Annotated in this window: 13 protein-coding genes; 7 read left to right on the top strand and 6 right to left on the bottom strand. The window is 63.3% G+C overall.

Annotation, left to right across the window (positions count from 1 at the left end; all coding sequences use genetic code 11):
* Nucleotides 1–14: 14 nt before the first annotated feature.
* On the bottom strand, nucleotides 15–986 hold the full coding sequence (locus ACIPUD_RS18215) for a tripartite tricarboxylate transporter substrate binding protein BugD (RefSeq protein WP_085384293.1): 972 nt from the start codon (nucleotides 984–986) through the stop codon (nucleotides 15–17).
* Entirely contained in the window at nucleotides 983–1,684 is a 702-nt protein-coding gene (purQ, locus tag ACIPUD_RS18210; RefSeq protein ID WP_247456844.1) for a phosphoribosylformylglycinamidine synthase subunit PurQ, read from the bottom strand. The genes ACIPUD_RS18215 and purQ overlap by 4 nt, the downstream gene beginning before the upstream one ends.
* A 163-nt stretch (nucleotides 1,685–1,847) precedes the next feature.
* Between purQ and ACIPUD_RS18205 the strand changes: the two genes are divergently transcribed.
* The gene (locus ACIPUD_RS18205) at nucleotides 1,848–2,864 is read left to right on the top strand and encodes a magnesium and cobalt transport protein CorA (RefSeq protein ID WP_018455523.1); all 1,017 of its coding nucleotides are present in this window, start codon (nucleotides 1,848–1,850) and stop codon (nucleotides 2,862–2,864) included.
* Between the two features lie 10 nt (nucleotides 2,865–2,874).
* On the opposite strand, the gene purS is transcribed toward ACIPUD_RS18205, so the two are convergent.
* Nucleotides 2,875–3,117 (bottom strand): phosphoribosylformylglycinamidine synthase subunit PurS, encoded by a 243-nt coding sequence (purS, locus tag ACIPUD_RS18200; protein WP_026232966.1) that lies wholly within the window; start codon nucleotides 3,115–3,117, stop codon nucleotides 2,875–2,877.
* A 12-nt stretch (nucleotides 3,118–3,129) separates the two neighbouring features.
* Nucleotides 3,130–3,897 carry a phosphoribosylaminoimidazolesuccinocarboxamide synthase gene (gene purC / locus ACIPUD_RS18195; RefSeq protein ID WP_008974302.1) on the bottom strand — a complete coding sequence of 256 codons (768 nt, stop codon included), beginning with the start codon at nucleotides 3,895–3,897 and terminating at the stop codon, nucleotides 3,130–3,132.
* A gap of 310 nt (nucleotides 3,898–4,207) precedes the next feature.
* Between purC and ACIPUD_RS18190 the strand changes: the two genes are divergently transcribed.
* Complete coding sequence (locus tag ACIPUD_RS18190; protein ID WP_446481271.1) at nucleotides 4,208–4,531, top strand: DUF1476 domain-containing protein; 324 nt, start codon at nucleotides 4,208–4,210, stop codon at nucleotides 4,529–4,531.
* 55 nt (nucleotides 4,532–4,586) lie between these two features.
* On the opposite strand, the gene cynS is transcribed toward ACIPUD_RS18190, so the two are convergent.
* Nucleotides 4,587–5,075: a cyanase gene (cynS, locus tag ACIPUD_RS18185; RefSeq protein ID WP_018455520.1), complete on the bottom strand. Its 489-nt coding sequence runs from the start codon at nucleotides 5,073–5,075 to the stop codon at nucleotides 4,587–4,589.
* A gap of 138 nt (nucleotides 5,076–5,213) precedes the next feature.
* Nucleotides 5,214–6,758, bottom strand: coding sequence for an alpha/beta fold hydrolase (locus ACIPUD_RS18180; RefSeq protein ID WP_446481270.1), 1,545 nt, complete (start codon nucleotides 6,756–6,758; stop codon nucleotides 5,214–5,216).
* 147 nt (nucleotides 6,759–6,905) lie between these two features.
* Between ACIPUD_RS18180 and mddA the strand changes: the two genes are divergently transcribed.
* From mddA to ACIPUD_RS18155, 5 genes are all read left to right on the top strand, one after another.
* Nucleotides 6,906–7,706, top strand: a complete 801-nt coding sequence (gene mddA / locus ACIPUD_RS18175) for a methanethiol S-methyltransferase (protein WP_446481269.1) — start codon at nucleotides 6,906–6,908, stop codon at nucleotides 7,704–7,706.
* Between the two features lie 23 nt (nucleotides 7,707–7,729).
* Complete coding sequence (locus tag ACIPUD_RS18170; RefSeq protein ID WP_446481268.1) at nucleotides 7,730–8,380, top strand: helix-turn-helix transcriptional regulator; 651 nt, start codon at nucleotides 7,730–7,732, stop codon at nucleotides 8,378–8,380.
* A complete protein-coding gene (locus ACIPUD_RS18165) occupies nucleotides 8,377–9,354 on the top strand; it encodes an NADPH:quinone oxidoreductase family protein (RefSeq protein WP_446481267.1) in 978 nt (325 codons plus the stop codon). Before ACIPUD_RS18170 ends, ACIPUD_RS18165 begins: the two co-directional genes overlap by 4 nt.
* A gap of 28 nt (nucleotides 9,355–9,382) precedes the next feature.
* On the top strand, nucleotides 9,383–10,132 hold the full coding sequence (locus tag ACIPUD_RS18160; RefSeq protein WP_446481266.1) for a PaaI family thioesterase: 750 nt from the start codon (nucleotides 9,383–9,385) through the stop codon (nucleotides 10,130–10,132).
* Between the two features lie 171 nt (nucleotides 10,133–10,303).
* On the top strand, nucleotides 10,304–12,007 hold the full coding sequence (locus ACIPUD_RS18155; RefSeq protein WP_247297257.1) for an amidohydrolase: 1,704 nt from the start codon (nucleotides 10,304–10,306) through the stop codon (nucleotides 12,005–12,007).
* The last annotated feature ends 2 nt before the right edge of the window (nucleotides 12,008–12,009 follow it).

Below are 12,009 nucleotides of genomic sequence, written 5' to 3'. Positions count from 1 at the left end.
GGAGCCTCGCGCTATTACTTGGCGTCGTCGGCCAGCATCTTGCGGTACTTCTCGACGTCGCGCGTCACGAGGTTTTGCAGCACCTCGGGCGTGTGCTCGTCGGGATCGGGGACAACGGTCGAGAGGTCGGCGAACCGTTTCTTCACCGCGTCGGTTTCCACGGCCGTACGCGCGGCGGCATTCAGCTTGGCAATGACCGCCGGCGGAGTGCCCTTGGGCGCGAACAGGCCGTTCCAGCCCTGCGCCTCGAATTCGGGCAGGCCGGCTTCGGCCGACGTCGGCAGATCCGGCAGGGTCGCGAGCCGCACGGTCGAGCCGACCACGAGCCCGCGCGCCAGCTTCTCGTTGATCGACTGCGAGACCGAGGCTGCCGCATCGCAGACGCCGTCGATCTGGCCGCCGATCGCATCGGTGAGCGCGGGGGCGGCGCCGCGATAGCCAACCAGCGTCGCGTCGATCCCGGCGGCTGTGACGAAGCTCTTGCAGATCAGGTAGTTCGAGGACCCGACGCCGGCATGGCCGAGATTGATCTTGCCCGGATTGGCCTTGGCGTAGGCGATGAACTCTTTCAGGTCCTTTGCCGGAAAATCCTTGCGCACGGCGATGATGCCGAACGTCTTCGCCACCATGGCGATCGGCACGAAGGAGTCCGGCGTGAACGGCAGCTTTGGATAGATCGTGTAAGTCGCGGCGTTGGTGCCGGCATTGCCGATCGCAATGGTGTAGCCGTCAGGCTCGGCACGGGAGGCGCGCGCCAGTGCGGTCGATCCGCCGGCGCCGGCGACATTCTCGATCACGATGGTCTGGCCGAGCGCGATGCCCATCTGCTCGGCAACCGTGCGCGCGATCACGTCGGACGTGCCGCCGGCCGCGAACGGCACGATCATGGTGACGGGACGCTTGGGGAAATCCTGTGCGAACGCGGCCGTCGCGAACGCAACGACGGCGACAGCGGCCGGCAGCCGCTTCAGCACGAACGCAATCACGCGGCTTTTTCCAGATGCGCGGTGAGGCCGGCGAACAGGCCGCGACCGTCGGTGCAGCCCATGATGTCTTCGACGTGGTTTTCCGGATGCGGCATCATGCCGAGCACGTTGCCCTTGTCGTTGACGATGCCGGCGATGGATTGCGCGGCGCCGTTGATGTTGCTGATATCGTCGATCGCGCCGTCAGCCGAGCAATAGCGGTAAAGGACGCGACCCTCGCCTTCGAGCCGCTTGATGGTCTCCGCGTCCGCCGCATAATTGCCCTCGCCATGCGCGATGGGCACGCGGATCACCTGCCCGGCATTGTAGCCGCGCGTGAATGGCGTGTCGGAGCGCTCCACGCGCAGATGCACGTCGTGGCAGATGAATTTCAGCCGCGCATTGCGCATCAGCACGCCAGGCAAGAGGCCGGACTCGCAGAGGATCTGAAAACCGTTGCAGACGCCGAGCACGAGGCCGCCCTTGGTCGCATAGTCGCGCACCGCGTCCATCACCGGCGCCCGCGCCGCAATCGCGCCGCAGCGCAGATAATCGCCATAGGAGAACCCGCCGGGCACCACCACGAGGTCGGTGCCATCAGGCAGCGACGTCTCGGCATGCCACACCATCGCGGGCTCGCTGCCCGAGATCAGCCTCAAGGCACGCGCCATGTCGCGCTCGCGGTTGATTCCGGGAAAGACGAGGATGGCGGCTTTCATGGCAGAGGTTCCGAACGAAGATTGAATGGGGCTGGCACGGCTGCCAAATCGTGAGCAGACATATCCATTTGACGGGGATTTTACCAGTGCTAGCCTCGGCCGCGAGCGTTGTGCACAGGCCATAGCCCGCCATCGGCCGATCGATTCGCCCGGGATTAAAGCCATGAATGTCCCCTCGCTGCCCGCATCCCTCTCCGAGCCGGTATCCACCGAGGGCGTGATCGCCGCCGGTGCCTATGTCGACGGCCGGCGCGTCGCCAATATTGCCATCAGCGAGGCCTCGAGCTGGCGGGCGAAGCCCGGCCACGTGGTCTGGATCGGGCTGCACGAGCCCGACATGGCGCTGCTCAGCGCGGTGCAGAAGCAGTTCGACCTGCACGAGCTTGCCATCGAGGACGCCAACCACGCCCATCAGAGACCGAAGATCGAGCAATATGGCGAGGCCCTGTTCATCGTGGCGCGAACCGCGCAACTGATCGAGGGCCGGATCGCCTTCGGCGAGACGCACATCTTCGTTGGCGAAGGCTATCTGGTCTCGGTGCGCCACGGCGCGTCGACATCCTACACGCCGGTGCGCGAACGTTGCGAAAGCTGCCCGCGAGCGCTCGCGCGCGGCGAGGACTACATCCTCTACGCCATCCTCGATTTCATCGTCGACAACTACTCGCCCGTGCTCGAGAGCATTCACGAAGAGGTCGAGAGCATCGAGGATGACGTGCTCTCCAAGGCGATCAGCAAGGCGCAGATCGAGCGGCTCTATATGCTGCGCCGCGACCTCTTGCGGCTCAGGACCGCGATCGGGCCGCTGGTGGAGGTCTGCCGCCGTCTGGAGCACGACGAGCTTGCGATGGTGCGCGCGACGATGCAGCCGCTGTTCCGCGACGTCACCGACCACGTCCGCAACATCCAGGAGCGGATCGATTCCATGCGCGAGGTGCTGGCCTTCGCCTTCGAAGCGAGCCTGCTGGTCGGCCAGGCCCAGGAGACGGCGGTCTCCAAGAAACTTGCCTCCTGGCTCGCGATCATCGCGATCCCGACCGCGCTTGCCGGCATCTACGGCATGAACTTCAAGCACATGCCGGAGCTGGACTGGGAGTACGGCTATTACACGCTGCTCGGCGTGATGCTGACGGCGTGCGGCGCGCTGTATTGGCGTTTTCGTCGGGTCGGATGGCTGTGAGCCATCCCGTTCACCCGATCAGCTCGACCCGGTAGTTCTCGATCACGGTATTCGCCAGCAGCTTGTCGGCGGCATCCTTCAACGCCGCCTCCGCCTTCGCCTTGTCCGTGCCCGCGAGCTCGATGTCGAACACCTTGCCCTGCCGGACGCTGGCGACGCCGTCGACGCCGAGCGACTTCAACGCACCCTCGATCGCCTTGCCCTGCGGATCGAGGATGCCCGTTTTCAACGTCACGGTAACACGTGCCTTCACGTCAGATCCCTCTTAGCTCTTCACCAGCACCGGGCCTGAGCCCGCCGGACGCTCGTTCTCCATGAGGATGCCAAGACGCTTGGCGACTTCAGTATAGGCCTCGAGCAGCCCACCGAGATCCCTGCGGAAACGGTCCTTGTCGAGCTTCTCGTTCGACTTGATGTCCCACAGGCGGCAGCTATCCGGCGAGATCTCGTCGGCGACGATGATCCGCATCATCTCGTTCTCGAACAGCCGGCCGCACTCCATCTTGAAGTCGACGAGGCGGATGCCGATGCCGAGGAAGAGACCGGTGAGGAAGTCGTTGACACGGATGGCAAGTGCCATGATGTCGTCGATCTCCTGCGGTGTCGCCCACCCGAAAGCGGTGATGTGCTCTTCCGACACCATGGGATCGTTGAGCTGGTCGTTCTTGTAGTAGAACTCGATGATCGAGCGGGGCAGCTGCGTGCCCTCCTCGATGCCGAGGCGCTGCGACAGCGAGCCGGCGGCAACGTTCCGCACCACCACTTCCAGCGGCACGATCTCGACTTCGCGGATCAATTGCTCGCGCATATTGAGGCGGCGGATGAAATGGGTCGGCACCCCGATGTCGTTGAGGTGCTGAAACAGGTACTCCGAGATCCGGTTGTTGAGGACACCCTTGCCCTCGATCACCTGATGCTTTTTCGCATTGAACGCGGTGGCGTCATCCTTGAAGTGCTGGATCAGGGTACCGGGCTCCGGGCCTTCGTAAAGAACCTTTGCCTTGCCTTCATAAATGCGACGCCGACGGCTCATGGGGATGTACCGTGTTTTGTTGAAATCCATGTATTTGGTGTGCTCCGGTTGACGAGACTACGACCCACAGCGGAGCTGCCGTGAACGGCCCGGAACCCCTAGAAAACAGAACGGGAACCCAGCCTGAGGCAACCTATCCGATTGGCTGTCCCAGCACAATCGATCCGGCCGTCCGGCATCAAACTTATACCGCCTTGCCTGCGGCTTAACGGCTCGTTGTTTTGCCGATTCCTGCCCCCTATCTAGGCATGCACCGGGGCTCTCGCAACGAGGGCCAGCCGGGTCCAGTCAGCAGGGAATTGGAAAAGGCATGAGCACGTTGGACAAGCGCGAGGAAGGTTTCGAGAAGAAGTTTGCCCTCGACGAGGAGCAGAAATTCAAGGCGGAAGCCCGCCGCAACCGGCTGCTCGGGCTGTGGGCGGCCGAAAAGCTCGGCATCACGGGTGATGCCGCCACGGTCTATGCCAAGGAGGTGGTCGCGGCCGATTTCGAGGAAGCCGGTGACGCCGACGTCCTGCGCAAGGTCATGGCCGATTTCGCCGCCAAGAACGTGGCCGTCACCGAACAGGCGATTCGCGCCAAGATGAACGAGCTGATCGCGGTGGCGGCGGCCGAGGTGAAGGCCGGGAAATAAGGCGAAGCATCATTCCGGGGCCACGTCTGCGACGCGCCCCCGGAATGCCAACCAGCTATCCCTCCTTGAACCCATATTCCGGCACGTTGCCGCTGGCGCCGTAATATTTGTACGGCAGGAATTTGCCGCTCATCGTGAACTTGACGCGGTCGCCCTTCGGATTCGCCACGCGCTCGATCGCCATGTCGAAGTCGATCGCCGACATGATGCCGTCGCCGAACTCCTCCTCGATCAGCGCCTTCCAGGCCGGGCCGTTGACCATCACCATCTCGTAGAAGCGGTAGATCAGCGGGTCGGTCGGCGGCATCGGCGTGCCGGTGCCGCGCATCGGCACCTCGTTCAGCATGGCAGTCTCCGCCTTCGACAGGCCGAACAGTTCGCCGGCGTTGGCCGCCTGCGGCTTCGTCAGTTTCATCTGGCCGAGGATCGCGCCTGTTATCAGCACCTCGGAATAGCCGCCGATCTTCTCGCAGATATATTTCCAGCTCCAGCCCTTCTCGCGCTTGATGTCGAGCAGCTTCTCGGTGAGGTCTTCGCGTTTCATGTCAGGGTCTCCTTGGCTAAGACTATGTCGCGCCGGCTCATTTCCTCGAGGCAGCGGATAGACGCGACGCTTTTTTGTGCCACTTTGGCAGGCACGAAACGTGCCAATGACCGGGGCTACGGATTTACGTGCCTCGCCTCATCGCCTCGGCAATGCTTCCGTAAATCCCCTGATCGCATCGAGCACCGGCTGCTGATCGCCCGCGAAGAACCAGTGATCGTTGCCGTCGAGCTCGACGAATTGCGCACCTTTGATCCGGCTCGCCACATCGCGGCCGGCCGCGATCCGTACGGCCTTGTCGTCCCGACGATGCAACACCAATGTCGGCATGGCAATTTGCGGCAAAAGCTGCCGCACGTCGGCGTCGCGAAACGCCTCGAGCACGGCCGAGATGCCGCCGGGACTGGAGGCCGCGCGCAATAGCCCCGCCCACCATGCGCGGGCCTGGGGATCGCCGGCAAGGCTGGGTGCGAAGGTCTCAATCCCCACCGGACCTCCCCATTGTGCGATGAGGTGCTTGCTCCAGGCGTCGTACTGGCTGGCGCGCAACGCGTGCGGATAATCCTGCGACCAGCAGCCCTTGGCCAATGCACCGAACAGGATGAGTCCGGCCACGAGACGCGGCTCGTCGACGGCGAATTTGATGCAGGCCGGCCCGCACTCGGATGCGCCGAACAGCACGACGCGGCGCGCATCCGCGGCGCGCAGCACGGTGCCGATATCCTCCGCGGTGACGTCGATATCAGGCGCCGACCCAACCCGGTCGGACAACCCGATCCCGCGACGATCGAACACGATCAGACGCCCCAGCTTCGTCAGTGAGGCCAGAAAGGTTCGGCTCGCCGGATGCTCCCAGGCGCGTTCCACATGCGATACGAAGCCGGGCATGACCAGGATGTCGAGCGGACCGCTGCCATAGGTCTGATACGCCAGATGCACACCGGCGCCCTTGACGTAGCGCGTCGCTGGTACGGAGTGTGCCGCCACAGGACTCATCAACGCCGCGGTCTCGGCTTCCGGCGTAACACCAAGCTCGTCACGCAGCCGCCGCGTCAGTGCCGCATGGTGCCGCTCTGCCGCGCTGCGGTCGCCCGCCAGCAGCAGGCTGCGGATCAGATGCCGGCCATAGACCTCGCTCAAAGGATCGAGCTCGGCCAGACGGGTCGCATGCGTGGCCGCGGAAAAGTAGTCGCCGGCAGCGGTCTTGTCCTGCACCAGACGCTCCAGCGCGTGCATCAGCCGTCCCCGCAGCGCCTCGCGGCGGAAGAACGCCCAGTCGTCGAATTCCGGACAGCCCTCCGGCGAGAAGCCTGCGAGGAAATCTCCCCGATAAGTCTGGCAGGCTTCGTCAAAGTCACCGCGATCGCAGGCGCTCTCGAAAAAATGTGCATCGACCTGCAGCGCGACTGCCGGAGACCATCGCAGACTGGTGCGGTCGGTCTCGAACACCTGCTGACCGAGCGTCAGCTCGATTCGGTGAAGCAGCCGCCGCAACCGCGCAAGGCCGGTCTCGCGGTCAGTTTCAGGCCACAGCAGCGTCGCCACGATTTCGCGGGCCACAGCGCCCTTGGCCTCGGCGAGATAGACCAGCAGCGCGAGGCCCTTGCGCAAGGCCAACTTGATCGGGCAGCCGTCGGCGTGGACCTCAGGGAACCCGAATGTCCCCAGCGAGAAAGCCGTCATGAAAGTCCTCCCTCCCCTTGCGGCGCCCCCGGGGACGCACAGGGGACGGTCCGGCAATAGCAGTCGGGGCAGATCGAGCCTGCTCGCGGGCGAGCAATTCAGGCTCCTGAATGCGGCACGGCTGCATCAGGCACAATAGGAAAAAACATGATCTCGCGCCTCCTGATCCTGCTCTACGCCATCGTGAGCTACGTCATCTTCACGGTCTCATTTCTCTATGCGCTCGGTTTCGTCGGCAATTATGTCGTGCCCAAGTCGATCGACATGTCGATCGATAGGTCGATCGATGTCGGCAACCCCACGGACCTGAGCTTCGCCATCGTCGTCAACCTGCTGCTGATGAGCCTGTTTGCGATCCAGCACAGCGTCATGGCGCGCCCGGCCTTTAAGCGATGGTCGGCCAAATTCCTTCCCCTCGCCTGCCAGCGCAGCACCTATGTGCTGCTCTCCAGCCTGATCTTGTTGCTGCTGTTCTGGCAGTGGCGTCCGATCCCGACGCCGGTCTGGCAAGCGAGCGGAATAGCGGCCTGGTTGCTGATCGGCGTGCATTGGCTTGGCTGGCTCATCGCGTTCGCCTCGACCCACATGATCGATCATTTCGATCTGTTCGGCCTCCGCCAGGCCTTCGTCGCGTTCCGCCAGAGCGCGATACCAGGTCAATCGTTCAGGACGCCGCTGCTCTACAAGATCGTGCGCCATCCCATCATGCTCGGCTTTCTGCTCGCGTTCTGGGCCACGCCCGAGATGACTGTTGGCCACCTCCTGTTTGCGCTCGCAAACACCGCCTACATCCTGGCCGCGCTTCAGTTCGAGGAGCGCGACCTGATCGCCGAGTTCGGCGCGACCTACCAGGATTATCGCCGGCGCGTTCCCATGCTGCTGCCGCGTCTTTTCGGTCGTCGGACGGAAGATCGCCAGCCGCCTCGGCCCGCTGGAGCGTCGCGATGAATACAATATCAGCTATTCCCCGGATGTCGGCGGAGGCCGCCACGTTTGCCGATACGCTGGATGGGCTTGACGTCGGTCTTTATCTCGTTGACGCGGAGGCGCGTCTCATTCACGCCAATACTGCCGGGCAGGACATGATCGAAGCGCGCGACATCCTGTTTGAGATCCGCGGGCACCTCGCGGCTTGCGATCCGACGGTCAACCGGACCCTGCAGCATTTTTTCGCAGCCGCCGGGCAGGAAAACGCGTTCCTCGGCGCCGACGGGATCGCGGTGCCGATGATCGGGCGGGATGGGAAGCGCCACGTCGCCCATGCTCTGCCGTTGACTTCCGGCGCACGCCGACGTGGGGGTGTCGCCTACAGCGCCGTCGCAGCGCTGTTCGTCCGCAGGGCGGCGCTGATGCTACCGTCTCGTTCCGAAGTGATCGGCAAGGCATTCAAACTGACGCCGACCGAGTTGCGTGTGATGCTCGCGATCGTCGAACTCGGCGGCGTTCCCGAAGTGGCGGCGGCACTCGGCGTCGCCAATACGACGATCAAGACGCATGTCCGGCGCCTGTTTGAAAAGACCGGTGCAGCGCGACAGGCAGATTTCGTCAAGCTTGTCGCGGGATATGCGACGCCGTTACGCAAACCTGCCGAATGCAGACAATCCGTTGGAGCGACACGATGAGAGCAATTCTATGCAGCTCATTCACTGGCCCCGCCGATTTGCGCCTCGGCGATATCGACGAGCCGAAGCCGGCCCGCGACGAGATCCTGATCGACGTCCATGCGGCCTCCGTCAGTTTCATGGACCAGTTGGTGGTCTCGGGTCTCTATCAGATGCGGCCGCCGACGCCCTTCGTGCCCGGCACGGAAGCATCCGGTGTCGTCGTCGCGGTCGGCGACAAGGTCACGGGATTCGCGCCTGGTGACCGCGTGGCGTGCAGCGCCTGGACCGGCGGCTACGCCGAACGGATGATAGCGAAGGAATCGAAAACCGTGCGACTGCCGGATGGCGTCGCATTCGAAGCCGCGGCGACGGTGCTGCACAATTACGGCACGGCCTATTATGCGCTGGTCGAGCGGGCCCGGGCGCAGCGCGACGAAACGCTGTTCGTCACCGGTGCGGCCGGCGGAGTTGGCCTTGCCGCGGTCGACCTTGGCCGCCACCTGGGCCTGCGCGTCGTCGCCGGTATCGGCTCCGATGACAAGGCGAACCTGGTGCGCGCCTACGGTGCCAGCGAGGTCATCAACTATCGCACGGAGAATCTGCGCGACCGGATCAAGGCGATCACCGGTGGCGAAGGGATCGATATCGGCTTCGACAATGTCGGCGGCGCGATATTCGAGCAGATGGCCCGGTCGATGAAGTGGGGCGGACGGCTGATGCCGATCGGCTTCACCAGCGGCGAAATTCCACAGCTCCCGATGAACCTCCCGCTGCTGAAGAACTATTCCATCCTCGGCGTCTTCGTCGGCGCCTGGGCGGAGAAATTCTCAGCTGAAGCCGCCCGTATGAACGCCACGCTGATGCAACTGCTGGCCGGCGGAAAAATCCGCCCGCACATCGATCGCGTCCTCCCTTTGGAGGATGCCAGCGACGCCATGCGTGCCGTGGCCAACCGAACGGTTCAGGGGCGAATTGTCCTCAAGGTCAGGTAAAGTACACCGGGAAGAGAGAACAAACCGGATGACACAGATCATCATCGACAAACGCTTTTGCGGTCCTCCGAACTCCGGCAACGGCGGCTATGTCTGCGGCCGGCTCGCCCGCCACATTCCCGGCGCCGCGGAGATAACGCTGCGCGCACCGCCGCCGCTGGACACACCGCTCGATGCGGCCGCAACCGACGACGGCACATGGGAGCTTCGCGACGGCGACAAGATCGTCGCGACCGGGCAGCCGGCAAGCGTCGAGCTCAAGCGGCTGGAGACAGCCAGCTTCGAGGAAGCCTGCGCCGCCGAACTGCTGACCCCGGTGAAGCCGCACGAGCATCCATTGCCGACATGTTTCGTCTGCGGTCCGGCAAGGGCGAAAGGCGACGGCTTGCGCATTTTTGCCGGCTCGCTCCGTGGTCACAACGCCGTTCTCGCGGCGAGCTGGACGCCGGATCAGAATCTCGCCGCCGACGACGGCCTCGTCGCGCCGGAATTCCTCTGGTCGGCGCTCGACTGCCCCACCGGCTTTGCCTGCAATTGCGATCCACAGAGCGGCGGCTTCGACGAGGCACCGCTGCTGCTGGGGCGAATGTCAGCACGGATCGAAGCCCGCCCGCGCCCGGGAGAACGCTGCATCATCACGGCCTGGCCCATCGGCCGCGACGGCCGCAAACGCGCGGCCGAAGCTGCGCTTCACGATGAAGCCGGGACATTGCTGGCGGTGGCGCGAGCGACATGGATTGCGGTCCAGCGCGAAGTGCAGCTCGGACGTCCTTCGTAGAGGGGACATGGGTGCCCGGTACCAGGAGGGCCAGCTTTCCAGCTAACCACGGGAGCACTCCACTTTGGCCACCGTGCGACGCTGCCAAGCCTCGAGAAGCGTTGAACCCACGTTTAATCAAAGATACTCTTGCAGTTGTCGCCAAGCAAAAAAGATCCAAGAGGGTACGCGATGGTCCGCAAGTTAAAGGCATTTGCAATCCTTGCTACGGGCATGTTCATCGCTGGCGTCGCAAATGCCGAGGCACAGCAGCCGGAGCTTAATGCGCCTGACCTGGTCCTCGTTAATGGCAAGGTTCTGACCTTAGACGACCGATCGACCGTCACGGAGGCAGTCGCCGTCGCGGATGGAAAGATCATCGCGACCGGAACCAGTGCTTCGATCAAGGCGCTTGCAGGCGCCCGGACCCGCGTGCTCGATGTGTCTGGCAAGACCGTCATCCCCGGATTGATCGATACACACGCTCACTTCAAGGCCGCTGGTCTGGGCGACTATGTCGTAACCCTGGGCCGAGCCAAGACCGTTGCGGACGCGCTCGAGGCCATCAAATCGTTCGTCACCAAGAAGAAGCCGGGTGAGTGGATTGTAGGTGGCGCGTGGCACCCGCCCTCGCAATTGGCCGAGAAGCGCTATCTCACGAGGCAGGAGATCGATAGCGTTGCTCCGAACAACCCGGTCTATCTTCGCACCGTCGGGCATTTCTCGATGGCGAACACCATGGCTCTACAAGTGGTCGGTGTCGACAAGACCACCTCGGATCCGAGTGGTGGAAAGTTTGAACGCGACGCAGCCGGTGAATTGACCGGCGTGCTCGTGGAGACGGCGATCGATCGGGTCGAGAAGGCCGTACCACCCTGGACAGAAGACGACGAAATGCGGCAATTCACCATCGCCGAAGGTGTGCTGAACAGCTTCGGCATCACCAGTGTGATCGAAGGCGCAACAGAGCCGCGCGATGTCCGCACGCTGCAGAAGCTTGTCGCAGCCGGGAAAGCCACTTTGCGCACCGGCGTGATGTTTCGACCGGAGCCCCCAGCCGATGTGACGGCATGGGAAGCGATCATGTCAGGCAATGGGGCCTCATCAGGCTTCGGCGACGATTGGCTCAAGTTCGCGGGCATCAAGATCTTTTACGACGGCGGCATGACGCTGAAGACAGCGCTCATGCGTGACGTGTATCCCGATTCACACGACAACTATCACGGCATCACGCAGCAGACTCCCGAGCGGCTGAAGCAACTCATCTCCGTCTGCAACCGTTATGACTGGCGTGTCGGTGTCCACGTGGTGGGCGATCTGGGTATTGACCAGGTGCTCGATGCCTTCGAGGCAGCGGATAAAGAAAAATCGATCCGCGACCGTCGCTTCGTCCTCATCCACGCCAGCCTGATCCGGCCAGAACAGATGGAGCGTGCGCAAAGACTGGGAGTCCGCATAGATTTCCAGAACGTTTTCATGTGGGATAAGGCAGCGACCGTCGAACGATTTCTCGGGAAAGCAACCGCCGACCGCGCCGTGCCGACTAGGACGTTGATCGAAAAAATGGGGCTCAACAGCCTCGGCGCCGGGACGGATTTTCCGGTCAACCCGATCAACCCCTTCCTCAACATGTACATCATGGTCACCAGGAAGGACCCCAACGGAAACGTCTACGGCTCGGCAGAAACCATCACGCGCGAGCAGGCCCTCCGGCTCTACAGCAGCGCGGCTTCGCGTTATACGTTCGATGAAGCGCGCAAAGGGACCATTGAGCCCGGAAAGCTGGCGGACATCGTGGTGCTCTCTGCTGACTACGCGGCCGTGCCGGAGGAGCAGATCAAGGACATCAAGGTGGACCTGACCCTGGTCGGCGGCAAGGTGGTCTTCCAGCGCTGAAC

The sequence above is a fragment of the Bradyrhizobium sp. CAR08 genome, from assembly GCF_052871955.1.
The sequence above is the reverse complement of the archived record's forward strand: the minus strand, read 5'-3'. Positions and strand labels throughout refer to the sequence as shown.

What these genes read in the sequence shown, in the direction of transcription:
- purQ (WP_247456844.1), bottom strand. Translation starts at nt 1,684, where the DNA reads ATGAAAGCCGCCATCCTCGTCTTTCCCGGAATCAACCGCGAGCGCGAC.
- ACIPUD_RS18205 (WP_018455523.1), top strand. Translation starts at nt 1,848, where the DNA reads ATGAATGTCCCCTCGCTGCCCGCATCCCTCTCCGAGCCGGTATCCACC.
- purC (WP_008974302.1), bottom strand. Translation starts at nt 3,897, where the DNA reads ATGAGCCGTCGGCGTCGCATTTATGAAGGCAAGGCAAAGGTTCTTTAC.
- ACIPUD_RS18190 (WP_446481271.1), top strand. Translation starts at nt 4,208, where the DNA reads ATGAGCACGTTGGACAAGCGCGAGGAAGGTTTCGAGAAGAAGTTTGCC.
- cynS (WP_018455520.1), bottom strand. Translation starts at nt 5,075, where the DNA reads ATGAAACGCGAAGACCTCACCGAGAAGCTGCTCGACATCAAGCGCGAG.
- ACIPUD_RS18180 (WP_446481270.1), bottom strand. Translation starts at nt 6,758, where the DNA reads ATGACGGCTTTCTCGCTGGGGACATTCGGGTTCCCTGAGGTCCACGCC.
- mddA (WP_446481269.1), top strand. Translation starts at nt 6,906, where the DNA reads ATGATCTCGCGCCTCCTGATCCTGCTCTACGCCATCGTGAGCTACGTC.
- ACIPUD_RS18170 (WP_446481268.1), top strand. Translation starts at nt 7,730, where the DNA reads ATGTCGGCGGAGGCCGCCACGTTTGCCGATACGCTGGATGGGCTTGAC.
- ACIPUD_RS18165 (WP_446481267.1), top strand. Translation starts at nt 8,377, where the DNA reads ATGAGAGCAATTCTATGCAGCTCATTCACTGGCCCCGCCGATTTGCGC.
- ACIPUD_RS18160 (WP_446481266.1), top strand. Translation starts at nt 9,383, where the DNA reads ATGACACAGATCATCATCGACAAACGCTTTTGCGGTCCTCCGAACTCC.
- ACIPUD_RS18155 (WP_247297257.1), top strand. Translation starts at nt 10,304, where the DNA reads ATGGTCCGCAAGTTAAAGGCATTTGCAATCCTTGCTACGGGCATGTTC.